Below are 25,712 nucleotides of genomic sequence, written 5' to 3'. Positions count from 1 at the left end.
AGCTCGGCGGTCAGCGCGGCTTCCTTCTCCGCCAGCTCGCGGGTCCGGGTCTCGGGGGCGCGCGGGGCGGCCCGCCGGCCGCGCCGCGCCAGAGCGGCGCGGCGCGGCGCGGGGCAGGCAAGGGCAAGCCGTCCGGCGGGCGCGCACCGCCCGGATCGCGCAGGGTTCCCCGCCCCCTGGCTGGGTCCGCACGGCGAGTCGCGGCGGCGAACCGGTCGCGGTCACTGCGCCTCCGGCGGGGGCGCAACGACTCCAGGATGGCCGGGGCTCCGTCCGCGCGTTGCGGTTCGTGGGTGGTTGCGCAGGGCCATCCCGCCAGCCGACGACCCGGGCAAGCCGAGCAGACCACCGCCCGGCCCGCCAGCGTCCGTACGTGCGTCAAGGTCCGCTTGACGTGGCGGACCGGGCGGCGGCCCGCTCCCCAGGATGGGCGGGTCGGTGGCAGACGGGATGGCAACAGCGCGCAGCTTGTGGGCGTGCCCGCCGGCCCGGTCTAGGGGCCCTCTGGCCGAAAGCCCCCGGCTAGAGCGGCCTCGCGCAGCTCTTTACGCCGCCCGCCAGCGACGAAAACCTCCGTGATGACCAGGCTGACACAGAAAGCCGCCAGCAAGCCGAGCGCTACCACCGCCGAAAGCTGGCCGGCGGCCGGGATGAGCGCCACCAGCAGCGCTGCGGTAATCAGTCGCGGCCAGATGACCCCTCTGAGCAGGCGCGTGACCCGCAGTTGGAAGGCGACGTGGGAGAGCAGGAACAGGGCTGCTCCACCGTAGAGGGCGTGGAGGCCCAGGCCATCCAGTCGCGCGGCCGAATGGTGCAGTTCGTTGTCTTTGATGATCGTCACCACTTTGTGCAGCCCGAGGGCGAGCAGCATGATGCCGGCGATCATCGGCAGGTGCACATAGCTGTAGGCGTCGCGGGCGTAGGCAACCCGGCGCTGGGCGGGGTTCTGGCTCAGCGTCCGTTCGGCGGCGATCGCGACGACGTCGAAATAGGTCCATCCCAATGCGGCGGCGATGACGATGGCGAAGACGAGGGCCGCGATGAGCGATCCAGTCATCGGCACGCTGCTACTGATCAGGCCAACCGCTGTGATCGACTCGCCAAGGGCGACGAGCACGATGAGGCCATGCCGCTCCGCCCAGTGCCGGGCCGAGATGATGTTCCACCCCCACGACCGCATCAACAGGGCGCGGCCATAGTCGATGATGATGGCAAGCATCCAGAGCCCGGTCTGACTCGCCTTGACCAGCCACGGGTCGTGGAACAGGCGCTGCGGCAGGACGGCGGCGGAGAACAGAAGGACGGAGGCGACAAACAGTGGCGCGGCGATCAGCAGGACGATGCGTGGCCTCGTGTCTGGAATGGCGTACCAGCGCAGCGCCAGATGCACCAGCCGAACGACCACGAAGCATGCGACGAACACCACCGGGCCCGAGAGAGCCGCGCCACGGAGGTCGGTGAATGCCTGCCGGACCGCTACCGCCATCACAAGGGTGACCACCGTCACAAACAGCAGCGCGATCCGGATCAACCCGACCCGAGCTTGGAGGCTGTTGCCCAACCATGCATAGATGGACCACGTCGACCACAACAAGGCCAGCGCAAGCATCCCGTTCAGCACGCCGTGACTGGTGAAGTCGTCTTCCATCAACGCAACGACCTGGATGAACGCGAGGACGAACACCAGATCGAAGAAGAGCTCCACGCTGGTTACGCCGACGCCCTCGCGTAGCGGTCGAAGGCCGCGCGGCGCTCGCGTTGACCTGCCACCGGACGCCCCGTCCTCCACAGGACAAAGTGTGCCAGCCGGCCATCACCGAGAGTGCCTGAATCACTGACCGCGGCCGACGTCGTCGCCGAGATCCAACGCCTGCACCGGCGCATCAGCGTGGCCGGTGAAGCGATCGAAGCTGCCGTCGCCTCTTCCCGCAGCACCCTGACTCGTACGCGCGATGCGCCCAGAGCTGCCCGTGAGCTAACGATCAGCTGTCGGAGGTAAGTGGGCGTCCGAAGATCATCGGGCACAGATCCGGCACAGTCGACGCCAAAAACCTATGCGAAAGGTCGAGAGACACCGAGGAGCGCGAGCCAGGCCAGAGGGCTGACGGGTCCACTTTCGGTGGATTTGCCAACCGGCTGGCGGCTTAGGGGTTCAAGTCCACGCGCCGCCGTGCCCGAACCGTGCCCGATGGGGCGGTCAGCAGGGGTCAACAACGGCCTGTCGCATGACATCGACCGGTCCCTCCCATGCTCGACAGCCAGGTGGCACCAACACGCACCACCGTGATCAATCCGATTCCCAAGCTGAGGGTCAGGGCCGCCTACGATGATGTTCGTGCCTCACTGGTCTGAGACCGCGCGCGTTGCCGAGGAGCAGGGCGACTGGGACCGAGCAGTCGCGGTGGTCGGTGCTGTCGCGGAGTGCTACAGCTCCGACTACGAGCGCCATAACGCACACCTGTGGTACATGGATTTGCTTGCCCGCGCCGGGCGTCATGTCGAGCTGGCGGCTCTCGGCCAACGCGATGTGCACGCTTGCAGGCGGCTGAACCGACTGCTGTACGAGGAAGGCCGGAGTGAGGAACTACGGCAGCGGGCACGGTCCGGAGATGGTGGAGCGCGGTACCTCCTCGGCCGCCTGGCCGGAGATCGGGATGGGCCGAGCGCCGAGGAGGTGGGTGACTAACTGAGTGACGATCACGACGGACGCCGGTGGACAACCCTGTACAATGGCGGACGGTCATGGCAGCTAGGAATGGGTGAAGCCGCAGGTAGAAAAGGCGTGTTGGTTGCCTGGGGGTCAAGGGGTCGTCGGTTCGAATCCGGTCGTCCCGACAGACAAAAAGCCCTGACCAGCAGAAACGCTGGTCAGGGCTTCGGCTTTCGTCTATGAAGTTTTGAACCTCCCCCGAAAACCCCCATTTACCGGAGTCGGCAATCAGGTTCGTCATCCATGCGCATTGTTGTGCTTGCCGGGTGTGGGACGCATCCGACTGGCCGGGCGCCGGAACCAGCTACGCGCTCTGGGGCAGCAGACCGGCGTCGATGACCTCAGCGATAAGGGTGGCGCCGCAGCTGTTCTGGTGGATGTGGTCGGTCGTGAGCACGAGACCTCGCCGCCGCGAGATCGTGTCGAGGCTGCGACGCAGCACTGCGTGCTGGACGAGGACGCCGACGACCGCTGCGGGCGTCACCTCCCGGTATGAAATCGGCGGCGGGTCTGCTTGGCGCAGTTCCTCGATCTGGCGTTCGTGGAGCGGAAGGTAGGCCACCTCGTTGGTGGCGGCGACCTCGGCGATCATCCGGCTGTACGCCTCCGATGCGTGTGCCGCTGCTCCGTCGAGTTGTTGGCCGAGTACCGGTAGCGACAGCAGACCGATCGTCGCGTCGGTCTCCGCTCGCAGCCGTGCGACGACGGCTCCCAGGCACTGTTGGAACCAGCCGGCCGACGGGCGATCGGGGAGCTGTTTGCGCTCCATGGCCTGCTCGACGGGGTAGCCGGCAAGGCTCGCTCGGGCGTCGTTGGTCCCTGCCGGTGCCCGGGAAGGCAACCACGGCGTGAGCCGGGACGTACTCAACGGCGCCACCGGCCAACTGGCGGAAAACTGCTGACCGCCGGCCCGGCACCCCCCCGCCGTACGCGCTCCGGTCGACTGACCGCCGGCCACCGGCGCCCGTCTGTGACCGTGCGGACAGCCGGAAACGCGGTTCTCCGATTGGCGTTCGCTGCGTAGGATCTCCGGCGATCAAGGGGGATGAAACGGTGGGCGATTTCCAGCAGTTCGTGACGGATGTGAGTTCGCGTCTGTCCACGATGTCCAGGGGTGAGTTGTACGCCGTCGGCGACGGTCTCGACCGGGACTCACTCTGGCTCACCTTTCTCGATTCCTTTCCCGCCGGCACCAATCTGCGGTTCCGTGAGCGATCCGAGTACGACTGCTCGACCTGCCGCGGTTTCATCAAGCACTTCGGCAACGTCGTCGAGATCCACGATGGGCGGGTCCGTACCGTCTGGTCCGGGGTGTCGGCATCCGACCCGGTCTTCTCCGTCGTCGCCGCCGCTCTGGACGAGTTCGTTCTTTCGCTGCCGTTGTCCACCATCTTCCGGTCCACTCAGGCGCAGTACGGAACGGAGACGACCCGAACGCTGCGCGACGGCCAGGTCGAGGTGTGGCACCACCTGCACGGCCGGGTGGAGAAGCGGCATCGCATTGAGGACGTCGGCGCGGCACAGGGCAACTTTGACGCCGCGGTGCAGGTCTTCCAGCGTGGCCTGGCCGAGCTGACCCGGCACGCTCTGGACACCGTCGTCGACCTCGTCGACGACAACGCCCTCTACCGCGGCGCGGAGCATCGCCGGGCGGTGACCGAGTTCCGCTCGCTGCAGAACCGGTGGACCCAGGCGACCGATCGACGTGCCTTCGTCTTCGCCAACGCCATGAACCCGGCGGCCCGGTTCCGCAACACGGTGATCGGCACCCTCGTCCAGGATCTCTCCGCGGGCGTCGACCTGGAGCAGGCGGTCCGGTCGTTCGAGACGAAGGTGGCGCCGCAGAATTACCAGCGCCCCACGGCGTTGATCACCCCGGGCATGGTCAAGGCCGCCATGAGGACCATTGCCGAGCTGGGCATCGAGGAGTCGTTGCAGCGACGGTTCGCCCGCCTGTCCGATGTGTCGGTCACCAACGTGCTGTGGGTCGACAACGACGCCCAGGCACGGATGAAGGACGGCATCGAAGGGCTGCTCATGCAGGCGGCCACCATCCGGTCGTCAGGTGCGCTCCTTCGCGACGCCAAGCCGGAGGAGATTCCCGTGGTCTCCTTGATGAAGGACATCCTGCCGGGCGCCGCCACCATCGACCTGTGGGTTGCCAACACCTACGAGCCGCACCTCGTCAGCCTCACCACCGGCAGGTGCCCGGCTGCTCCGCGGTTGTTCAAGTGGGACAACGATTTCGGCTGGTCGTACGGCGGCAACGTCACCGACTCGATCAGGGAGAAGGTCAAGCGGGCCGGCGGCAACGTCACCGGCAAGCTGCGGGTGAGCCTGTCCTGGTTCAACCACGACGACCTGGACCTGCACGTGTACGAACCCAACGGCGACCACATCTGGTACCAGGAGAAGCGCAACAAGCTGGACGTCGACATGAACGCCGGCGGGACGCTCTCCCGCGAGCCGGTGGAGAACGTCACCTGGACCGACCGTGTCTCCGACGGTGAGTACCGGATCGAGGTGAACCAGTACCGCAAGCGGGACAGCACCCAGGTCGGCTTCGTAATCGAGACCGAGAGCAACGGGAAGATCGAGCATTACCGCCACGAGCGCGCGGTCGGCCACAAGGAGACCGTTGAGGTGGGCCGGATGACGGTTGCCGGCGGGGTGATCACCGCTTTCCGGCCGGGTAAGGACGTGCAGCCGGGCAGTGCGGGCAAGGAGTTGTGGGGCATCACCACCGAACAGTTCGTACCGGTGTCCACCATCATGTACTCGCCGAACTACTTTGACGACAACGAGGTCGGCAACCGGCACTACTTCTTCATTCTGAAGGGGTGCGTGAACGACCAGCCGACGCGGGGGATCTACAACGAGTTCCTCCGCAGCGACCTGCAACCGCACCGCAAGGTGTTTGAGGTTCTCGGCGATCGCACCAAGTGCGAGCCGTCCCCGGATCAGCTGTCCGGCCTCGGCTTCAGCTCCTCGGTCCGCAGCTCTGTGGTCGCCAAGGTGACCATGACCGGCGGCCGGCGCCGCCTCATCAGCATTCAGTTCTGATTCCCTACCCAGATATTCCAGAGAGGCTGCCGTGACCATTTTCGAGAAGGCCACACGGGAGAAGTTCCGCTATCCGTCGGCCAAGGGACTGCTGACCACGGAACAGCTGTGGGAGCTTCCGCTGACCGCCAGGTCCGGCTTCAGCCTCGATGATGTGGCCAAGGCGGTCAACGCCGAGCTCAAGGCCGTCGACACCGAGTCGTTCGTGGCCACCGAGGCCAATCCGGCCAAGGCAACCTTGGAGACCAAGCTGGAGGTCGTCAAGCACGTCATCGCCGTTCGCCTCACGGAGGACCAGGCGGCGAAGGCGGCGGCGGTCAAGAAGCTGGAGAAGGAGAAGCTGCTGGCGGTCCTGGGCCGCAAGCAGGACGCGGTCCTGGAAAACCTGACCGAGGCAGAGCTACTGGCCCGAATCAACAACCTGTAGCCGGCCGATAGTCAGCGTCTGCCAGCGGGCCCGCACATCGCCGAGAAGTACGGTCGCCATGCAAGACCTGTGCGGCCAGGCCAGCGCTCACGGCCGCTTCTCGGCGAACTCACAAGCGGTTCACCGCAGCGACCTCCCGGTCCCACGTCGCACCGGCCACGCGCGGCCCATCTGAGTCCCGGCGCTGTCTCCGGGTTCGCCGGTCCCCGGCGGTCTCGACATCATCGAAGTTCCGGTTGTCGGCCCGTTAGCCCGGAGTTCCGGAAACGGCGATCAACGGCTCCAGCCGCTGCCACATCTGAACCGTCAGGATACGTCCGTCCGTGATCGGCAGGCTCGCCGCGGCACCAAGGCAGCGACGCGTGACAGTTTGATAACTCTGAATTGGGTTCCAGCTGGTACGGCAGCCGTCGTTTGAGATCTTGATGATGAGCCGAGGTGGACGCGAGGCGGCCATTGCGTGATCGTCTGTGCGTTGTGGACACAACATCAGATCTTGCGGTGGCCGTGTGTCACAGCGTAGCTGTTGCGTGGTGGGAGCGGGCGCTGGCCGGGGTACCGGGGTGCTTCGCGGGCCGGTTCGGGCGAGTGGAGTCGCGTCGTGCGGCGGGAGAGTTCGGCATCGAGGGAACCGTCATCCGCCTGGAAGTCGGGCATCTACCCAGCGGCGCGACCCCGAAGCCGGTCTGGCTGTGGTGGTCCGGCGTCGACGCCACCGCCGATGTCGACCGGATCTGGCAGACGTTCCTGCGCCGCTTCGACGACAAACACACGTTCCGCCTGTTCAAACAGGCCCTCGGCTGGACCTGCCCGAAGATCCGCACGCCACAGGCCGCCGACCGATGCACCTGGATGTCTCTCGCCGTCTGCACCCAGCTCCGGCTGGCCCGCGCCCTCGCCGCCGACCTACGCCGGCTCCGGCATCGTCAACCTCCACAACACCACCCTTGCCGGCTGACCGCCGATCCGGCCCCGGGCAGCGCCGGCCCGCTCGATTCCTTCGACTAGCCACTCGGCGACGTCGCCGAGCAGTCGGCGCTGATTCATTCCGACCGGATCCTCGCGCCGGCAATGATTTTCCATGCATATACCTCTGGCGAAACTTCCCTCCAGGCGGGACAGTGAACGGCAACAATGCCTCACTCTGTGGAGCTGCCATGGCCATGACACCGCTGCACGTTGTCGCCCTCGCGGGTGCCACTGCGCTCGTCCTCCTCGGCACCACCGCCCCCGCAGGGGCCACCAGGCCGGCCACCGGAGCAAGCACGGTTACCCACGACGAGCAGATCACCTGGCAGGGCTGGTCCGGCGCCACCCTGTCAGCCGGCGTCACCGCCGGCACTACCGTCACCGCCGCCGGGCTCACTCTCGGCACCACGGCCGGCACCACCGTCTACAAGGACCCGCACACCAGCATCAGGCGGACCTGGGCGTACGGCACCTGGACCTCGCCGCTGACCGAGGTCGGCTTCGGCGCCAGCGAGCTGGTCGCCTCCTGGAACGCCGACACCCCGGCCGGCACCTGGCTCCAGGTCGAACTCCAGGGCACCTACACCACCGGCACCCGCACCCCATGGTACGTGCTGGGGCGCTGGGCCTCCGGCGATGCCGACGTCAAACGGACCAGCGTCGACAGGCAGGGCGACAAGACCTCCAGCATCTGGACCGACACCTTCGCCATCGACAACGCGAGCGCCGGGGTGCTGCTGAGGGCGTACCAGCTCCGGCTGACCCTCTACCGCGACCCGGGGCGGACCGCCTCCCCGCTGGTCCGCTCGGTCGGCGCGATGAGCTCGAACGTGCCGGACCGGTTCACCGTCACCCCCAGCGCCGGCCACATCGCCTGGGGCACCGAGCTGGCGGTCCCGCGCTACTCGCAGAACGTCCACACCGGCCACTACACGCAGTACGGCGGCGGCGGTGAGGCCTGGTGCTCGCCGACCTCCATCGAAATGGTGATCGAGTACTGGGGCCGGAAGCCCTCCGCCGCCGACACGTCCTGGGTGAATCCCGGCCACGCGGACCCGACGGTCGATCACGCCGCCCGGATGACCTACGACTACCAGTACAAGGGCACCGGAAACTGGCCGTTCAACACTGCGTACGCGGCTAGTTTCCCTGGGCTGGAGGCGAAGGTGACCCGGCTGCACTCACTCGACGAGATCGAGCACTTCATCGCCGCAGGCATCCCTGTGGTGACCAGTCAATCCTTCCTCGCCAGCGAGCTGACCGGGGCGGGCTACGGCACCGCCGGGCACCTGATGGTGATAGTCGGCTTCACCGCCACCGGTGACGTGATCGCCAACGACCCGGCCTCACCCAGCAACGACGCGGTACGGCACATCTACTCCCGGAATCAGTTCGAGCAGATCTGGCTGCGGACCAAGCGGACCACGGCCAGCGGCGGCACAGGCAGCAGCTCCGGCGGCATCGTCTACCTCATCAAGCCGACCGGGGTGGCCTGGCCGCAGGCGACGGACTCCACCAACTGGTAACGACGGTCGGCACCGTCTCCGTCGGGCACCGGCACCGACCCTCCTCATGCCCGTACCGCGCAAAATGGTGCGCATTGGACGGATGTGTAGGCCCGGTCCGCCAAGACCTGCAGCGGGCGGGTCCGGGGCCGGCCGGGCCCGCAGCGGGCGGGCCCACCGGAGCGGGGCGAAGGAGTGCACGACGGCGGCCACCAGCCACGCCATCCAGACGACGATGCCGGTGGTCGCGAACGGTCCGAAGGTCGGTACGCCCCAGGGCGCCTGCCCAGCGATGTGCTCGGCTGCCGTCCAGATGGCCGCGAGCGTGGTCGCGGTGGTGAACGAGAGGACGGCGGCGAGGCGCACCCGGGGGATGAGGTCCGCGGGGGATGCGGTGCTGCTCTGACCGGCGGCGGCTAGGCCCCTCGCAACAGACGCGGAAGGCTTTTCCACCAGCGGGTTTCGGTGCCGAGCGGTCCGTGCCGTAGTGGTGCCGTGCCCCATGCTCGGGGATTGACGGCCATGCCAGGATGCTTCGTGATCGCGTTCTTGTCGGCACTCTCCGAAGCAGAGGCTCCCGAATGACCAGGACCGCCAAGGTGGGCACTGCTTTTGCCGCCTTCGCAGCAGCTGTCAGCTTCCTGATTTCCCTAGCCGGTTCCTCGCTGAAGAGCACCGTTCAGGTCTTCTTCCTGAACATCGCGGACGGTTTCGAGGTCGACCGGGGCAGCCTGGCCGTCGCGACCACCCTGTTCGCTGTGGTTTCCGCGGTGACATCGTCGGTGATCGGGCACCTCGCCGACCGAATCGGCGCGATCCCGGTGCTGGCGATCGGCACCGCCCTGAACGGCATCGTGCTGATGCTCAGCGCCACGGCCTCCGAGTTGTGGGTGTTCGTCCTCACCTACGGCGTGGTCGGCGCCGTCGCGGTCACGATGCTCTCCTTCGTGCCGCTGGGCGTGCTGGCCGGCCAACTGTTCCAGGGACGCAACAGTGGGTTGTTCTACGCGCTGCTGACCAACGGCGCGGCGGTCGGCTTCATGGTGCTGGTGCCCCTGTGGGCACACCTGGACGACAGCATGTCCTGGAACCAGGTGCTGTTCGCCATCGGTGTGATCTTCCTCGTCCTCCTGCTGCCGCTGTCACTGGCGCTGGTACGCCTGTCCGGCACCCGGCAGCGGGCCGAGGCGACGCCGAAGGTGTCGCTGTGGAGCGCCACGACCACGACGTTCCGCCATCCGCAGACCCGCGCTCTGGTGCTGGCCTTCATCGGCTGTGGAACCTCGATGGCCTTCATCGACGTTCACTTCTTCCCTCATCTGCACGACCACGGCATCTCCGACTCCGTCGGCGCCTCGGCGGTGGCGGTGCTGGGCGCGTTGGAGGTCGTCGGCTCGCTGATCGCCGGCCGGCTGTGCGACCTCGGCTGGACGCGGGTCACGCTGGTCGGCGCCTACGTGTTGCGCGGTGTCGCCATGTTCCAGTTGCTGTTCGTCGACTCCTCGGCGTCGGTCATCGCCTTCGGCGCGATCTTCGGTGTGACCTACCTGGCCACCGTGGTCGCCACGACAGTGTGGGTGACGCGCGTCCTGCCGCCCGGGGTGCAGGGCACCGCGCTCGGAGTGCTCTGGGCGGTCCACATGCTGTCCGTGGCGGCGACCAGCCAGTTGGGGGCGATGCTCGCCGACCTGCAGCACAACTACACCGCGACCATCGTCGCGTCGTCGGTACTCACGGCCCTCTCCGTTCTCGTGGTGGCCATCCAGCCGAGCCCGGACAAGCGCATGTTTGGTGACAGGTCCACAGCGGAGGGTGAGAAATCTCCCGCCGAGGTCTGACAGACCTTGGGCGGCACTTGACTGTCCATACGTCAACCGGATCGGCCCGTTCGATGGAGGCGGCCGCGATCAGGGCGCTCGCGGCCGCCTTTCAAATCCTCCACCGTCACTTTTCGATGTCTTGTCGCGGCATTGCCTGAGTTCTATCGTCTGCAACCACAAACTGCTACGGCGAACTTCTCCCACCGATGGGGTGATCATGCGTGGGCTCAACCAGCAGCCCGCACGGCGTACGCGGGTCGGCCCGCGTGCCCGCCGGTCCTGATCCGGTGGGAACTCCAGTCGCCGTCATCGGTGCCGGCCTTGCCGGCTCCCTGCTCGCGCTGCGGCTCGCCGAGCAGATCGGGGGACGGCACGTCGCGCTGTACCTGGGGACGGCCATACCCAGCCGCGATGCCACCGCCGTCTCCGGCGGCCTGGTCCGCGGCTTCGAGACCGACCTCGACCAGTGCCGACTGGCGGCGGACAGCCTCGCCGAGCTTCGCCGCCATCCTGCGCTGGCCGACGCCGCCGGTTACCAGGAGTCGTCAGCCTACTACTTCCTGCGTCCGGAGATCAACCCGGACCGCCAGCTCGCCGTGCTGGACGACACGCTCGGCGGCTCCGCCCGGTTGCTACCAGCCGGGCAGGTGGCGCGGGCCATCGGCCTCGCCCCCCGGCCGGAGGGCACATTCGCGGTCGTCGAGCGGCACGCGGGGCACATCAACACGGACGCGCTGCGCCGCTATGCCGTCACTCGGGCCGCCCAGTCGGGCGTTCGGCTCCATAGCGAGGCGGTCACGTCGGTCGGAGCCGGGCCGACTGTGACTGTGGGCGACGGCGTCCGGCAGCACGACGTGGTGGTGGTCGCGGCCGGCGCGTGGACCGGTGCACTGGTTTCCGTGTCGCTGCGCACCCGACGAATCCAGTACGGGGTGTACGCGTTGGCGCGTCCCCAGCTTGGTTGTCTCGTCGACGACGTGTCCACCCTGTACGGCCGGCCACACGGGGCCGGATCCGTCCTGCTCGGTGTCGCCACTGCGGCATGGGGGGCGGCTCCGGGGGACGACCGACCCGATCCGGCGTACGTCGACCAGGTCTCGGAGGTGGCCCGCGCCGTCCTCGACCTCGACGGACGGCTGCCGTCGCCACAGTGGTCCGCTGCTGGCGTGGACTGCTTCGCCGACGAGGGCGGGCTGCGGCTACGCGCGGTCGACGACATGCCGGGGGTGTTCAGCTTCACCGGTGGCGCGGGTAGCGCCGCGAAGAGTGTTCTGGCCTCGAGCCGGCTGGCCGCCACGTCGGTGTGCGCGGCGGCCAGCGGACAAGAACCACAGGTCCCCACGCCCCCGGTGCCGGTCGGCCGGGAGCTAGGCGACCAGGCCTAGGCGACCAGGCGTCGAGATGAGGGGCAGTATGGAAAGACACATGTCAGTGGTCGCGGTGGGAGCCGGACCGGCCAACCTCGCCTTTGCCGTGGCCGTCGAGGAGATGGCTCCCGACGTGGCCGACGGAACCCTGCTGGTGGAACAGCACAGCGACATCGCCTGGCAGCGCGGGATGCTGCTGCCGTGGACCCAGAGCCAGGTCGGCTTCCTCAAGGATCTCGTGACGCTGCGCAACCCGCGCAGCCAGTACTCCTTCGTCAACTACCTGCACTCGACCGGCCGGCTGGACGACTTCATCAACCTGGGCTCGGCGTTGCCGTTCCGGCTCGAGGTCTCCGCGTACCTGCAGTGGGTGGCCAAGTCGCTGGAGCGGGTGCAGGTGGAGTACGGGCGGTCGGTCACCGAGATCACTCCGGTCTCGTCGCGGGACGACGGAGTCTCGGATCGCTGGCGGGTCCAGTTCGACACCGGAGAGGTGGTGCGCTGCGAGAACGTCGTGATCGGGATCGGCCGGGCCCCCGAGATTCCCGCCGCGTTCAGGGGCCTGCCCGCCGACCGGGTGGTCCACAGCACCGAGTTCACCAGCCGGGTGGCGCAACTGACCCCGGAGGCGGTACGCCGGGTCGTGGTCGTCGGCGGGGCTCAGAGCGCCGCCGAGATGCTGTGGACGATGTACCAGCGCTTCCCGGCCGCCGAGTGCCGGATGCTGATGAGGTCGGCCGGGCTGCGCGGATACGAGAGCAGCGCCTTCACCAACGAGCTGTACTACCCGTCGTTCGTCGACCGGTTCCATGCCAGCTCCGCCGAGACCCGGGACCAGTTGCTGCAGGAGATGCACCGGACGAACTACGCCGGGCTGGCCCCCGGCATGCTCGACACGTTGTACCGCCAGATGTACCAGGACCGGCTGACCGGCAGCGGACGGATCGTCATGCACACGCTCACCGACGTGCTCGCCGCCCGGATGGAGGGCGACGAGGTCGTGCTGACTGTGCACGACCGGCTGCGGGCGACGACCGAAGAGCTGCGCACCGATCTGGTGCTCCTGGGCACCGGCTTCCAGCAGGACAAGCCGGCACTGATCAGGCAGACCGCCATCGCGGCGGGTGCGCAGGAGATCAAGGTCGACCGCAACTACCGGATGGCGACGCCGGCGTCCGTGACCGCTGGCTGCTATCTGCAGGGCGTCAACCAGGAGACCCACGGCATCGCGGACTCACTGATCAGCGTGCTGGCGGTCCGCGCCGGCGAGCTGGTGACCGACCTGGTCGCCCGCCGTCCCGGCACACCGGCGCCGGTCGCCACGGGGGCGGCAGATGGCACGTACATCGAGGGAAGGGACGACTGAACATGGAGATCCGCAAGCTCGACCGTCAGGGCCTCAAGCCCGACAATGGGCTGCAGGCTCAGCGGCTGATGCCCTGGGCGGCGTTGAACGCCCCGTTCGAGGGCTCCTGGTGCGTGGTGCCGCCCGGGGCCGAGTCCGGGGCACACGGTCACCACGAGTACGAAATCTGGATCGCGATGACGGGCCAGGCGGAACTCGTCACCGACGCCGGCACCACGCCGTTCGGCGCGGGCGACATCGTGCACTTCCCGCCGCACGAGCGGCACCAGGTGGTCAACCGCGGCGACGAGCCGTTCCAGATGTACGCCGTCTGGTGGGACCAGGAACTCGCGGACCGGTTCGTCGAGCACCACCGGACCGCCTCGTGAGCCTGGACGAATCTCCGGTGATCGTGGTCCCGGCCACCCCCACCTCCAACGGGGGCCTGCACGTCGGGCACCTGGCGGGGCCGTACCTGGCCGCCGACGTCTACGCCCGGTACCAGCGCGCGCGGGGCCGGTTCGTCATCCACACCACCTGCACCGACGACAGCCAGTCCTACGTGGCGACCCGCGCGGCGAAACTGGGGATCGCACCGGCGGATCTGGCGAGTGATTCCACCGCCCAGATCGCACAGGCGTTCAGCGCCCTGGGTGCCACCATGGTCGGGCTGCCGCCGATCGACGAGACCTACCGGCGCACCGTGCTCGACTTCGTCACCGCCCAGCACGGGGCAGGCGTCTTCGAGCTGCGTACCGTCCGGTTCCCATTCGCCCGGAGGGCCGGGGCCTGCCTCTACGACGCACTCGTCTCCGGCAACTGCCCGACCTGCCTCGCGCAGAGCTCGGGCGGCGCCTGCGAGGCGTGCGGGCACCCGAACAACTTCGACGAACTGCTTGACCCGTACTACACGCTCGACCCCACGGACGACGTCGAGTACCGCGAGGTGGAGATCCTCGTGCTGCCCCTGGAGCGGCTGCGCGACCAGCTCGTCGACCACTACGCCCGACACACGCCGCGGTGGCGGCCGAACGCCCGCGACCTGATCGCGGAACTGATGGCCAACCCGCTGCCGGACGTTCCGGTCACCGTACCCGGCGACTGGGGGCTACCGGCGCCGTTCGCGGAGACCCCCGGGCAACGGTTGTACCCGTGGATCGAGGCGATGCCGGCGATCATCTACAGCACGTGGTGGTCGGCCGGAGAGCTCGGGCGGCCGGCAGGGCGCACCGACCAGTTCTGGCTCGCCGACACCCGGCCCACGGTTGCCTACTTCCACGGGTATGACAACGTCTTCCACTGGGGAATGCTCGATCTGGCCATGCTGCTGTCGCACCCGCAGGGGTACGCCACCCCGGCGGTGACCGTGACCAACGAGTTCTACGAGCTGGATCGGTCGAAGTTCTCCACCAGCCGCAACCACCTGATCTCCGCCACCGACCTGCTCGACCGCGTGCCCCGCGACCTGGCGCGGTTCTACCTGACCCTCACCGCCCCGGAGTTCCAGCGCACCAACTTCACCGAGGCCGATCTCCAGATCGTGGTGGACACCCGGCTGGTGCAGCCCTGGAACCGGCTGGCCGCGGCGCTGGCGGAGCTGAACGTCCCGGACGGGACGGTGCTGCCCGTGAGCACGGCCGGGCGCGATCGAACCCAGGCGATGGTTGGTCGGCTGCGTCGGCACTACGATGACGAGCGGTTCAGCCCGAGCGCTGTCACCGACACGATCGCCACCCAACTGGACCGGCTGGCGTGTCACCGGATCGACCCGGACACCGTGGCCGACGTGCTGGCGCAGGTGCAGACCCTGCTCGCGTACGCCGCGCCCGTCCTGATCGACGTCACCGACACCTTGGCCGGTGCGGGGGTACGACTGCGGATCGACGACGGGCCGGGGGACAAGGTCACGATGTTCCGGTTGCCGATGCTGCCGGCCACGTTCGGCCAGCCGGACCCCGCCGCCGGGACCGCAGGCCCCGCCGCCGCACGAGCATCGTAGGAGAACCGGATGAAGCTGCTTGCCATCGAGACCAGCCAGTATCTGGGGTATTACCTGTCGCGCTACGCGCAGGTGGAGGACCTGGGCGCGACCCTGTACGTGCTCAACGGTGAAGGCGAGCCGGACTTCTGGCCTGCCGAGCGCTACCAGGTGGTGGGCTCCCGCCACATCGACGAGATCATCGCCGCCGCCAAGCAGTGGCACCAGGCTGAGAACTTCGACGGCGTGTTGACGTTCTCGGAGTCGTCGGTCATCACCGTGGCGGCCGTGGCCGAGGCCCTCGGTCTGCCCGGCATCGGCGTCGAGACCGCGGTCAACTGCCGCAACAAGTACCTGATGCGGCAGGCGTACCAGCGGGTTGGTGCGTCCTCTCCGCGGTTCCGGCTGGCCGGCACCCTGGCCGAGGCGCAGGCCGCGGCGGAGGAGTTCGGTTATCCAGTCATCGTCAAGCCCACGCACGGCGCCGGCAGCAACTTCGTGTTCAAGGTCGGCTCCCCGACGGAGTTGGCCGAGCGGTACGCACAGGCGCAGGAGGGCAGCCGGGACATGTTCTGGGCACGGTCCGAGCCGGAGGGGGTCGATCTCGGACCAAGCGGCCTGCTGGTGGAATCGTTCCTGGACGGCTCGGAACACCTCATGGAGGTGGTCGTCTGGGACGACGAGGTGTACCTGGGCTCGGTGGTGGACCGGATCACCATGGAGGGGGAGACCTTCGACGACGACGTCCACCACGCGCCGACTTCGCTGAGCCCGCAGGACCTGGCAGCGGTGCACGAGGTGGTGGCGGCCGGTATGCGGGCGCAGGGCCTGCGGCGCAGCGTGGGGCATGCGGAGGTGCGGTTCCACGAGGGCAGTCCGCACCTTCTGGAGATCGCCGCGCGGGTCGGCGGCGGCGGGTTGGACATGATCGCCAGGCTGACCGCCGACCACGACCCGATCGCCGCGGCCGTCGACATCGCCCGCGGCGTCCGCCCCCGGGTGCGGCACTTTCAGCCCACGGGTACGCACACTGCGTCGATGTGCCTGATCTGCGCGGCCGGCACCGTCGCCGGCGTACGCGTGCCGGCCGAGGTCAGCGATTCGGAACGGACGTTCGACCTGAAGATCACCGCACGACCGGGGGACGTCATCAAGCGCCCGCCGCACGGCAACACGATCCTGGGTTTCCTCGGCGTCACCGGAACCTCGGAGGAGGACGCCGTCGCCACGATGGTCCGCTTCGCGGATCTGGTCGAGGTGGACTTCGCCGACTGACCCCGGCCCCTCGAACGGCCGCCCCACCCCAGAGCATCAGCAAGACGGACAGAGAAGGACGACGTGTAAATGGCGCAGACAGTCGAGGCCGTGGTGTCGCTCGGCCCGGGCCAGCCGGTGCAGACCCGCGACATCGTGGTCCCGGACCCCGGCCCGGGCGAGGCGACGGTGCGAGTGCTGGCCTGCGGGGTCTGCCACACCGACCTGCACTACCGCGACGGCGTGATCGGCTCCGGCTACCCCTACCTGTTGGGGCACGAGGCGGCCGGGATCGTCGAGCAGGTGGGCGACAACGTGACGAACGTGGCCCCGGGCGACTTCGTCATTCTCAACTGGCGGGCGGTCTGCGGGCGCTGTCGTCCCTGCCGGCGCGGCACACCGGAGGCATGCCTGCACGAGCTCACTGCCAGTCAACCGATGACGCTGACCACCGGGGAGCCGCTCGGGCCGGCGCTGGGCATCGGCGCCTTCGCCCGGCTCACCCTGGTGCACGCGGGCCAGTGCACCCCCGTCGACAAGGCCGTGGACCCGGCCGTCGCCTGCCTGCTCGGCTGCGGTGTGATGTCCGGACTGGGGGCGGCGATGCGCACCGGGGGCGTCAGACCCGGTGACACCGTCGCGGTGATCGGGTGCGGCGGGGTGGGCTGCGCGGCCGTGGCCGGCGCACGACTGGCCGGGGCGACGACCATCGTCGCTGTCGACATCGATCCGCGAAAGCTGCCGGTGGCCACCCAGCTGGGCGCCACACATGTCGTCGACGCCAGCCGCGACCCCGACGTGGTCGGCACCGTCCGACAGCTCACCGGCGGGCTCGGCGCCGACGTGACCATCGACGCGGCCGGGTTTCCCGAGACGTGGAACCAGGCCTTCCGCGCACGCTCCGTCGGCGGCACCTTCGTGCTGGTGGCCCGGCCCGACTCGTCGATGCGACTGGACATGCCACTGCTGGACCTGTTCCTGCACGGCGGCACCTACAAGACCTCCTGGTACGGCGACTGCCTGCCCTCCAGAGATATGCCGATGCTGGTCGACCTGCACCTGCAGGGCCGGCTACCGCTCGACCTGTTCGTCACCGAGCGGATCGGCATGGACGACGTCGAGGTGGCGTTCGAGCGGATGCGCCGCGGCGACGTGCTGCGCAGCGTCGTCCTGCTCGGTTGACCCCTGAGGGACGCTCGACCGAGCGCCCCTCAGCCGCCGGGCTGCCGACTCGCCGCCCGGCCCACGAGCAACCAGTCCGGCGTGCCCGATTCGCCGGCCCAGGCCATCGACTCCGAACAAGGAGCATGAATGCCCGCATCCGACGCGACCGCCGTCTCGATCAACTATCACGGCCGCCGGTTCCGTCCGGTCGAAGACGGCAGCGGGGAGCACAGCCGCGTCGCGACCTACCATCAGGATGGCGACCTGCTCTGGGGCGAGTTCACCGGTGGCCACGCGCGCCGGGGCACCCTCACCGGCCGGTGCCAGCCCGACGGCTCGCTCGACTTCGCGTACTGCATGGTGCTGGATGATGGGCGGATCATCGTCGGCGAGTGTCACAGCAACCCCGAGATCCTGCCTGACGGGCGCGTCCTGCTGCACGAGACGTGGCAGCGCCACGGCGTCCACGCCGCCAGCGGCGTGTCCCAGATCGAGGAGATCCCCGCCTCGCCGCCGGACGCGGGCGCCTGACCCGCCGATCCCGCGCCGGCAGCGTGGCTCAGCCGTCCTTCGCCCCCCAAGGGCGACGTCCAGGGGAGGCGGCGTGGGCGGATGCTGCGCAACGCAGCGGCTGCGCTGTCGGCGGTCAGGCCGCGGGACAGGCCGGCAGGAATGATCTGGGCCAGCAGCGCATGCAGGCGGTTGACGATCTGGGTGCGACTGCGGACGAGGTCATCGCGGTGTTCGGTGAGGCACCGCAGGGCGGCGATGGCCTCATCCACCACGGCGGTGTTGAGTCGAGCAGCGGTGTGCGCGGCGATCCCGACCGATAGAGCGTCGGCCTGGTCAGTCTTGCGGCCGTGGCCGGTGGAGAGCAGCCGGACGCGGCGGGCGAGCTTCGCGGGCACATCAACGACGTCAGCGCCGTCGGCTGCCAGACGAGAGGTCAACGTGGCACCGAGGCCGGTGGCGCCTTCGACCGCCCAAACGGCATGCGACCAGCGGCCGGCGAAGCGACGTAATTGCCGGTAGCCATCGCGGTTGACCTCGACGCGGATCACGGCCAGGGGCTGGAGTCGGTTGTCGACCGCGACGGCGGTCCAGGAGGCCTTGTGGGGATCGATCGCGATGACGACCCGGGGCGGTGTTGACGGTGCGGTGGCGGGCACGGGTTCTCCTTGCAGGACCGGGAAAAGGGGGTCCGGCGAGGAGGGCAGACCAACTTTGGGCTTAACAGACCTCTCTCGAGCCACTCTCGCCGGCGGTTGTGACGGGGCGCAGGCCGTTCGAGGGCCAGCCCGTGGGCGGCAGGTGTTTCCCGAGCGACCCCGACCACAATCTTGGAGATCATGGCTGCAGACCCTGATCTCCGCCACCAATCCAACAAGTTGGTGTTTCCGGCGATCTTGGTTACCGGGTTTTCCGCGGTGGGAAAACGGTCGCTGAAGGTGATGGCGAAGGCGTTCAAGGCGGGTTTCCAGCGCATCGCCCATCGGGTTCTTCGTGTTCCGGTGGGTCCAGGGATCGGGTCACCAGGGACAGACATTTCAACGCGGCCAGTTCGTTGGGGAAGTGGCCGCGGGCCTTCACGGCCCCCGCCGGTAGAGATCGGCTTGATGTCCCGCTTCAACTCGTCCCAGTACCGCCGTGAGGTGAGCCGGAAGGCGTTGCAGCCGGCACGCACCGCGAGGGACAACTCGCCCCGGGCGGGCGGCACCGGGGGTCAGCGTGCACCGCGGAATCCGCGCAGCGCGGCCTGGGCACCCGCCTGGAAGCGGGTGTGTGCGCCGAGATCCGCCATCAGGGCCGCGATGCGCCGCTGCACCGTACGGTGGCTGAGCCCCAACTGCCGGGCGATGGCCTCGTCGGTGAGCCCGGAGAGCAGGAGCGTGACCAGCCGCTGGTGACCGGTGGCGGCGAAGGACCGGTGTTCCAGCGGCTGCGGGTTGGTGGGCGAGGGCAACGGCAGCGCCCGCTGCCACAACCCGTCGAAGAGCTTGATCAACGCGTCGAGCAGCGCCGACGGACGTACGATGATCACCGCATCGCCCTGGCCCGCCGGCCGCCCCGGCACCGGCACGACGGCCAACCGGTCGTCCACCAGGTAGAGGCACACCGGCACCTGGGTGAGGACCCGGGCCTGCTGCCCGGCCCGGATCAGGTCCTCCACCACCGTCAGCGAGCCCGGATGGTCCAGGAACGACCGGTCGTAGATCGTCCGGCAGGTCAGGCCACGGCGCAGCAGGTCAGCGGCACCGGTGGCGGCGTCCTCCCCGCCCGGGTACGGCGGCTTGTCCAGCCGGCACACCTCGCGGCGGGCCACCCGGTGGATCTGCGCCAACCGCGACCGTACCGCCGCCTCGCCGGTGACGAGCTCGACCACGGCCGCACCGCGTTCCCGCGGCCGGTCCTGGTAGGCCGCGTCGAGCACGGACAGGTGCCGGCGGGCGGCGTTGAGCTGGCCCTCCTGGTCGAGCAGCAGGCTCTGGAACGCCACCGAGGGCGCGACGGCGGCGTACCGGAGTGGCCCGTCAGGTACCACGCTGACCAGGCCCCGGCGTTCCAACGCCGCGAGCACGTAGGCGATCCGCTCGGCGCCCCGCCACGCCTCGGCCAGTTCCTCCGGCGTGGCGCTGGGCCGGTCGACCAGGAACTCGTAGACGGCCTGCTCAGCCGGGGCCAGTCCGAGCACCGCCATCGGGTTGGTGTCATCCCGCGACATCGGTGCCACCACCTCTCCCGGGCTGATCCACAGCCTCGTCAGGCCCGAGGGGAGCCACGGCCGCGCCGGACCGGGCCGGGCCCGGGGCCGCACCGGACCGGGCCGGGCCCGGGGCCGCACCGGACCGGACCGGGCCCGGGGCCGCACCGGACCGCTGCCCGGCGTCCGGGGCCGGCAGGTCGTCGGTGGCCAGCCAACCCCGGACGACCGCCTGGAAGCCCGCCTGGAACCGGGTGGCGGCGTCCAGCCGGTCCAGCAACGCGTGCATCCGGTTCCGGATGGTCCGGTCGCTGATGTCGAGCTGGCCGGCGATCTCCTGGTCGGTCAGCCCTGCCACGAGGAGCGGGAGCAGCCGCGCCTCGGCGGCGGACGGACCGGCGGCGGACGGATACGGCTGGCCCGGTCCCGAGCGCAACGGCAGGGCCCGTTCCCAGTAGACCTCGAACAACGCGGAGAGCGCCGACACCAGCACAGGATCGTGGACGATCAGCCGGGACTCCACATCGGCCGGCTGGTGCAGCGGCAGGACCGCCAGCGTGTCGTCGATCAGTGTCATCTTCAGCGGGATGTCGGTGAGCCGGGCCTCCTCACCGGCGGCGATGCCGGCTTCCAGGTCGGCCAGCCGTCCGCGCATTTCCAAGCTGCGCCGGTCGTACAGGATCCGGTACCGGATGCCCTGGCGCAGCTGGTCGACCTCCACGTCGTCCAATGCCGTCGGATCGGCCGCCGGGTACGGCGGCCCGTCGCAGGCCCGGATCTGCTTACGCGCGCTGCGCTGGGCCTCCGCGCCCCGGCGCAGGATCGCCTCCCGGCCGTGGACAACCTCGACCAGTTCGTCCGCCTCCTGGTGGGTGACCTGGTTGAACCGGCTGTCCAGCTCGGCGACGTGCCGGGAGGCGTCGGCCAGCACCCGGGCGTGCGCGCCGATCAGCGCCTCCAGTGCGGCCCCCGGCGGCCGGGCCGACCAGCGTACGGGTTCTCCGGGCAGCCGGGAGACCAGGCCGAGTTCGTGCAGCCGGGCCAGCGCCCGGGCGGAGTCCAGACGGGCACCCCGGTCGGACCCGCGACCGAGGCTGTCATCGATTTCCGCCGACGTCATCGCCGACCCGCGCACCAAGTGTTCGTAGATCTCCTGTTCGGCGGAGGTCAGGCCGAGTACCTGCAGCACACTTTGATCTTGCCATGGATCGGCTTCCGGTTTACGTCGCTGACGTGTTTAGGAAGGTCTCTGTGGCTTCCGACCGACGACAGCCACTTGCCATGATCTCGATACGGCCAGCTCAGTGTCCTACCTGGACGCCGCGACTGCCCGAGCCGGGTGCCGCTCGCACCTGTCCGGGCCCCGTGACCGCCGGCCGGACACCACCCGCCCTCCCCGGCTCCGCGCTCGCCGAACCGGTGCCGCCCATTCTCCACTTCCCCCTCCCCGTTCCCGTCCCGAGTTCCGTTCCGTCCGGCTTCCGGGCGATCATCTGGAGGAAAACGATGAGACGACAGTGGTCCGGCAAGGCCCGGACCGGCGCGGCAGCCATCGGCGGCGTCATCGCCGTCGCCCTGGTTGGCCCCACCATCCCTGCCACCGCCGCGCCCCCGCCCGAGACACCCACCGCGTCGCCACGGTCGGCGGCGGTGGTCACCCGGCACACCGTCACCCTGGTGACCGGCGACGTGGTGCTGCTGGAGAAGACCGCCGACGGTCGGCAGCTGGCCTCGGTGCGGCCGCCTGCCGACCGGCAGCAGATCTCGTACCAGACCAGGCAGATCGACGGTCAGGCGTACGTGATCCCCAGCGACGCGATACCGCTGCTCGCCGACGGCACGCTCGACGAGCGGCTCTTCAACGTCACGCAGCTGGTCGAGTACGGCTACGACGACTCACGGCACGCCTCCACGCCACTGATCGTGCAGTACGCACCGAGCCTCTCGGCGAGGGCTCGCACGGCGGACCTGCCCGGCACCACCCGCACCTTCACCCTGGAGAGCGTCAACGCGACAGCGGTGCAGGGGAAGAAGGCGGAGGCGAAATCCCTGTGGACCGCGCTGACCGGCGCCCCCACCGGTCCGGCCGATGACGGGGCCGGCACCGCACCCCGGGCCGCGGCCAAGGCCGCGACCGGTGCGATCGAGCGGATCTGGCTGGACGGCCAGGCGAAGGTCAGTCTCGCCGAGAGCGTCCCGCAGATCGGGGCGCCGGAGGCCTGGGCCGGTGGCCATGACGGCACCGGTGTCACGGTCGCCGTGCTGGACACCGGCATCGACGCCACCCACCCGGACCTGGCCGGCAAGGTGGTGGCCGCGCAGAACTTCTCCGCCGACAGCGACACGGTCGACCACCACGGCCACGGTACGCACGTGGCGTCGACGGTGGCCGGCACCGGAGCCGCCTCGGGCGGTACGCGCAAGGGCGTGGCGCCGGGGGCCAAGCTGATCAGTGCCAAGGTGCTCGACACCGCCGGCAACGGCTACGACTCCGGAATCATCGAGGGCATGGAGTGGGCCGCCGCTCAGGGCGCCAAGGTGCTGAACATGAGCCTGGGCAGCAACGCGCCCAGCGACGGCAACGACCCGCTGACGCAGGCGGTCGACGCGATCAGCCGGTCCACCGGCGCGCTGTTCGTGATCGCGGCCGGCAACATCGGCCCGGGCGAGTCGACGATCGGCAGCCCGGGCTGGGCCGACGAGGCGCTGACCGTGGGTGCGGTAAACAAGGAGGACGGCCTGGCCTCGTTCTCCAGCCGTGGACCACGGCTGGGTGACCACGGCATCAAGCCGGACGTCACCGCCCCCGGGGTGGGCATCGTCGCGGCGCGGGCCAGCGGCACCGCCATGGGCACCGTGATCGACGACCACCACACCCAGGCCAACGGCACGTCGATGGCAAGCCCGCACGTCGCGGGCGCGGCGGCGATCCTGGCCCAGCAGCATCCGGACTACACCAACCGGCAGCTCAAGGACCTGCTGATCTCGACGGCCAAGGCCCAGGACAGCACCGTCTACCGGCAGGGCAGCGGCCGGGTCGACCTCGCCCGCGCCCACCGGCAGCCGGTGTACGCCAGCCCGGGAACCGTGAACCTCGGCTACTTCACCTACCCGCACAGCAACCGCCAGCCGGTGAGCAGGACGGTGACGTACCACAACGACGGCGCGACCGAGCTGACCTTCACGCTGTCCCTGTCGGTCCAGGGCAAGAAGGGCACGCCGGCTCCGGACGGCCTGTTCACCGTCAGCCAGTCGACCGTGACGGTGCCGGCCGGCGGCACGGCGTCGGTCGACGTCACCGTGGCCCCGGCCCGCGGCACGATCGACCTCTACGGCGGCCACCTGGTCGCCACCGCCGGTGACACGGTGGTACGCACCTCGCTCGGCGCGTACCTCGAAGAGGAGCTGTACTCGGTCACCGCCCCGGCGATCGCGCACGACGGCCGGCAGGCCGACGGCATCAGCCAGGTCGAGTTGTGGAGCCCGACCAGGGGATACGAGACCAAGTACTACCAGGGTGGCGCCGTCCCGACGTTCCGGGTACCGATCGGCACCTACAGCCTGATGGGTTACATCTTCACGATGGACGCCCCCAACCGCGTCACCCTCGGTCTGTCGGTGGTCGGCGATCCGCAACTGGAGGTCACCGGGAACACCACGGTCACCCTCGACGCCCGGAAGGCGAAGAAGATCACCGTCAGCACCCCGAAGCCGACCTCGGCCAACGGGCTCCGGTTGAGCTACCACCGCCAGATCGACGAGGCATCCTTCGACAGTTCGTTCCTCCTGTCGGAGCCCTTCGGCGACGCGTACGCCGCGCCGACCGAGGCGGTGACCAAGGGCATGTTCGAGTTCGCCAGCAAGTGGAGCCTGATCGCCCCACCGATCACGATGAGCGTCGTCGCACCGGAACGGATCCCGCTCGACCCGCTGTTCATGATCGCCTCGGCACGGGTGGACGGCAGATACCGGGTACCGGTGGTCCACGCCGGTTTCGGGTCACCGGAGGAGTACACCGGTCTCGACGTGCGCGGCAAGCTCGCCCTCGTCCAGCGTGGCAACGGCATCACCTTCGTCGACAAGGTCCGCAACGCGGCGAACGCCGGGGCGGCGGCGGTGATCGTGTTCAACAACGTGCCGGGGATGCTCTACGCCTCGGCCGGCGAGCCGGGGCAGGTGGCGATCCCGGCGTTCACCCTCGACCAGGAGCCCGGTCTCGATCTCGCCGAGCGGCTCACCGCCGGCTCGGTGACCGTCGAGTACTCCGGCACCGCACTCAGCGACTACATCTACGACCTGATGCTGCCGAACAAGCAGCGGATCACGAGCAACCAGACCTACGTCATCAACGACCGGAACACGGCACGGATCGACGCGGAGTACCGGGCCAACGGTGACCCCGTTCTCGGCGCCGACCTCCAGCACGCGCTGCGCCCGTACAACAACTTCCTGATGGGCTTCATCCGTGAGCTGCCGCGTCCGCTGAAGCGGACCGAGTGGGTCAGTGCCGACCCGGAAACCCGGTGGCAGCACCAGGTCTGGGCCAAGTCCCCGTTCGACGGCGAGTTCACCAGCATCCCGACCACCTACCGGCCGGGCAGCCGGTCCAGCCAGACCTGGTTCGAGCAGGTGCTCCGGCCAGGCGTCCCGGCCGGGCAAACCGGGTGGGAGAACTTCGGCGCGCCCGCCTACCGGGAGGGCGACACGTTCAACATCCGGGTCTTCCCGTACGTCGATGCGGATCAGCACTACGCGCCGGCGTGGGCGGGTGACACCGTCCGCACCAAGCTCTACCGGGGCGACGAACTGGTGGCCGACAACAGCAGCTACCCGGCGGGCGCCTTCCCGGCCGCGCCGGGGCCGGCCACCTACCGGCTGACCCTGGAGCAGCAACGCTCCGCCGCGTGGTGGCAGTACTCCACCGACATCAACACCACGTGGACGTTCCAGTCGGCGACTCCCGCCTTGGGCCGGCAGCTACTTCCCCTGCTCCAGGTCGACTACAACGTGGATCTCGACCACCGGAACCGGACGCCCAAACAGCAGCACAACTTCACCCTCAGGGTCGGGCACCAGCCCGGCGTCGACGGCCCGAAGATCAAGACTGTGCAGGGCTGGGCGTCCTTCGACGACGGGGCCACCTGGCAGGCGGTCGACCTCGTCCAGCTCGGCAACGGCAAACACCTGGCCAAGCTGCGTCACCCGGCGCCGGGGAACGCGGAAGCGGTCTCGCTGCGGATCAAGGCCAGCGACACCGCGGGCAACGGCATCGACCAGACGATCATCCGCGCCTACGGTCTCTGACCTGGGCTGACTGACAGAAGACAGGGGTGGGGGGGGGGGGGGGGGCCCCGCCCCCCCCCCGGAGTGGACAACCCCCCCCAGGCCCGCCGGGGGGAGGCGGGGGGT

At 69.2% G+C, this 25,712-nt stretch carries 16 protein-coding genes and 3 pseudogenes; 13 read left to right on the top strand and 6 right to left on the bottom strand.

The features are described 5' to 3' along the window. Positions 1–493: 493 nt before the first annotated feature. On the bottom strand, positions 494–1,705 hold the full coding sequence (locus AB0D32_RS19505) for a low temperature requirement protein A (RefSeq protein WP_357091656.1): 1,212 nt from the start codon (positions 1,703–1,705) through the stop codon (positions 494–496). Positions 1,706–3,014: 1,309 nt separating this feature from the next. After that, on the bottom strand, positions 3,015–3,479 hold the full coding sequence (locus AB0D32_RS19500; RefSeq protein ID WP_357091653.1) for a hypothetical protein: 465 nt from the start codon (positions 3,477–3,479) through the stop codon (positions 3,015–3,017). Between the two features lie 284 nt (positions 3,480–3,763). Between AB0D32_RS19500 and AB0D32_RS19495 the strand changes: the two genes are divergently transcribed. The 12 genes and pseudogenes from AB0D32_RS19495 to AB0D32_RS19440 all read left to right on the top strand — a co-directional run bounded on the left by AB0D32_RS19495 (position 3,764) and on the right by AB0D32_RS19440 (position 18,133). After that, complete coding sequence (locus AB0D32_RS19495) at positions 3,764–5,773, top strand: hypothetical protein (protein ID WP_357091651.1); 2,010 nt, start codon at positions 3,764–3,766, stop codon at positions 5,771–5,773. Positions 5,774–5,804: 31 nt separating this feature from the next. Beyond that, positions 5,805–6,200: a hypothetical protein gene (locus AB0D32_RS19490; RefSeq protein ID WP_357091648.1), complete on the top strand. Its 396-nt coding sequence runs from the start codon at positions 5,805–5,807 to the stop codon at positions 6,198–6,200. 621 nt (positions 6,201–6,821) lie between these two features. Next, a pseudogene (locus AB0D32_RS19485) lies at positions 6,822–7,115 on the top strand (transposase); the annotation flags it as partial. Between the two features lie 242 nt (positions 7,116–7,357). Then, complete coding sequence (locus tag AB0D32_RS19480) at positions 7,358–8,695, top strand: C39 family peptidase (protein WP_357091645.1); 1,338 nt, start codon at positions 7,358–7,360, stop codon at positions 8,693–8,695. 560 nt (positions 8,696–9,255) lie between these two features. Beyond that, positions 9,256–10,512: an MFS transporter gene (locus AB0D32_RS19475; protein ID WP_357091643.1), complete on the top strand. Its 1,257-nt coding sequence runs from the start codon at positions 9,256–9,258 to the stop codon at positions 10,510–10,512. A 203-nt stretch (positions 10,513–10,715) separates the two neighbouring features. Next, on the top strand, positions 10,716–11,879 hold the full coding sequence (locus AB0D32_RS19470) for an FAD-dependent oxidoreductase (protein ID WP_357091640.1): 1,164 nt from the start codon (positions 10,716–10,718) through the stop codon (positions 11,877–11,879). A 40-nt stretch (positions 11,880–11,919) separates the two neighbouring features. Then, positions 11,920–13,227 (top strand): SidA/IucD/PvdA family monooxygenase, encoded by a 1,308-nt coding sequence (locus AB0D32_RS19465; protein WP_357091637.1) that lies wholly within the window; start codon positions 11,920–11,922, stop codon positions 13,225–13,227. Positions 13,228–13,229: 2 nt separating this feature from the next. Next, complete coding sequence (locus AB0D32_RS19460) at positions 13,230–13,595, top strand: cupin domain-containing protein (protein ID WP_357091634.1); 366 nt, start codon at positions 13,230–13,232, stop codon at positions 13,593–13,595. Beyond that, positions 13,592–15,205 carry a class I tRNA ligase family protein gene (locus tag AB0D32_RS19455; protein ID WP_357091631.1) on the top strand — a complete coding sequence of 538 codons (1,614 nt, stop codon included), beginning with the start codon at positions 13,592–13,594 and terminating at the stop codon, positions 15,203–15,205. The genes AB0D32_RS19460 and AB0D32_RS19455 overlap by 4 nt, the downstream gene beginning before the upstream one ends. Before the next feature lie 9 nt (positions 15,206–15,214). Then, a complete protein-coding gene (locus AB0D32_RS19450) occupies positions 15,215–16,459 on the top strand; it encodes an ATP-grasp domain-containing protein (RefSeq protein WP_357091628.1) in 1,245 nt (414 codons plus the stop codon). A gap of 69 nt (positions 16,460–16,528) precedes the next feature. Next, positions 16,529–17,620 (top strand): S-(hydroxymethyl)mycothiol dehydrogenase, encoded by a 1,092-nt coding sequence (locus AB0D32_RS19445; protein ID WP_357091625.1) that lies wholly within the window; start codon positions 16,529–16,531, stop codon positions 17,618–17,620. 129 nt (positions 17,621–17,749) lie between these two features. Further along, positions 17,750–18,133, top strand: a complete 384-nt coding sequence (locus AB0D32_RS19440) for a hypothetical protein (RefSeq protein ID WP_357091623.1) — start codon at positions 17,750–17,752, stop codon at positions 18,131–18,133. A gap of 149 nt (positions 18,134–18,282) precedes the next feature. Here the strand turns inward: AB0D32_RS19440 and AB0D32_RS19435 are convergent. The 4 genes and pseudogenes from AB0D32_RS19435 to AB0D32_RS19420 all read right to left on the bottom strand — a co-directional run. Further along, a pseudogene (locus AB0D32_RS19435) lies at positions 18,283–19,095 on the bottom strand (transposase); the annotation flags it as partial. Next, positions 19,020–19,271 (bottom strand): annotated as a pseudogene (locus AB0D32_RS19430) (IS256 family transposase); the annotation flags it as partial. The pseudogenes AB0D32_RS19435 and AB0D32_RS19430, both read right to left, overlap by 76 nt. Before the next feature lie 54 nt (positions 19,272–19,325). Then, a complete protein-coding gene (locus AB0D32_RS19425) occupies positions 19,326–20,324 on the bottom strand; it encodes a helix-turn-helix domain-containing protein (protein WP_357091620.1) in 999 nt (332 codons plus the stop codon). Next, positions 20,311–21,492 carry a LuxR C-terminal-related transcriptional regulator gene (locus AB0D32_RS19420; RefSeq protein WP_357091617.1) on the bottom strand — a complete coding sequence of 394 codons (1,182 nt, stop codon included), beginning with the start codon at positions 21,490–21,492 and terminating at the stop codon, positions 20,311–20,313. The genes AB0D32_RS19425 and AB0D32_RS19420 overlap by 14 nt, the downstream gene beginning before the upstream one ends. A 317-nt stretch (positions 21,493–21,809) precedes the next feature. Here AB0D32_RS19420 and AB0D32_RS19415 point away from each other — a divergent pair, with 317 nt between their 5' ends. Next, positions 21,810–25,607 carry a S8 family serine peptidase gene (locus tag AB0D32_RS19415; RefSeq protein ID WP_357091615.1) on the top strand — a complete coding sequence of 1,266 codons (3,798 nt, stop codon included), beginning with the start codon at positions 21,810–21,812 and terminating at the stop codon, positions 25,605–25,607. The last annotated feature ends 105 nt before the right edge of the window (positions 25,608–25,712 follow it).

It is taken from the genome of Micromonospora sp. NPDC048170 (assembly GCF_040652795.1).
In the GTDB taxonomy this organism is placed as follows: Bacteria; Actinomycetota; Actinomycetes; order Mycobacteriales; family Micromonosporaceae; genus Micromonospora.
This window is presented reverse-complemented; position numbering and strand designations above follow the sequence as displayed.

Excerpts from the sequence above, each read along its gene's own strand:
- AB0D32_RS19500 (WP_357091653.1), bottom strand. The coding sequence starts at position 3,479 with ATGGAGCGCAAACAGCTCCCCGATCGCCCGTCGGCCGGCTGGTTCCAA.
- AB0D32_RS19480 (WP_357091645.1), top strand. The coding sequence starts at position 7,358 with ATGGCCATGACACCGCTGCACGTTGTCGCCCTCGCGGGTGCCACTGCG.
- AB0D32_RS19475 (WP_357091643.1), top strand. The coding sequence starts at position 9,256 with ATGACCAGGACCGCCAAGGTGGGCACTGCTTTTGCCGCCTTCGCAGCA.
- AB0D32_RS19465 (WP_357091637.1), top strand. The coding sequence starts at position 11,920 with ATGTCAGTGGTCGCGGTGGGAGCCGGACCGGCCAACCTCGCCTTTGCC.
- AB0D32_RS19460 (WP_357091634.1), top strand. The coding sequence starts at position 13,230 with ATGGAGATCCGCAAGCTCGACCGTCAGGGCCTCAAGCCCGACAATGGG.
- AB0D32_RS19450 (WP_357091628.1), top strand. The coding sequence starts at position 15,215 with ATGAAGCTGCTTGCCATCGAGACCAGCCAGTATCTGGGGTATTACCTG.
- AB0D32_RS19445 (WP_357091625.1), top strand. The coding sequence starts at position 16,529 with ATGGCGCAGACAGTCGAGGCCGTGGTGTCGCTCGGCCCGGGCCAGCCG.
- AB0D32_RS19440 (WP_357091623.1), top strand. The coding sequence starts at position 17,750 with ATGCCCGCATCCGACGCGACCGCCGTCTCGATCAACTATCACGGCCGC.
- AB0D32_RS19425 (WP_357091620.1), bottom strand. The coding sequence starts at position 20,324 with ATGTCGCGGGATGACACCAACCCGATGGCGGTGCTCGGACTGGCCCCG.
- AB0D32_RS19415 (WP_357091615.1), top strand. The coding sequence starts at position 21,810 with ATGAGACGACAGTGGTCCGGCAAGGCCCGGACCGGCGCGGCAGCCATC.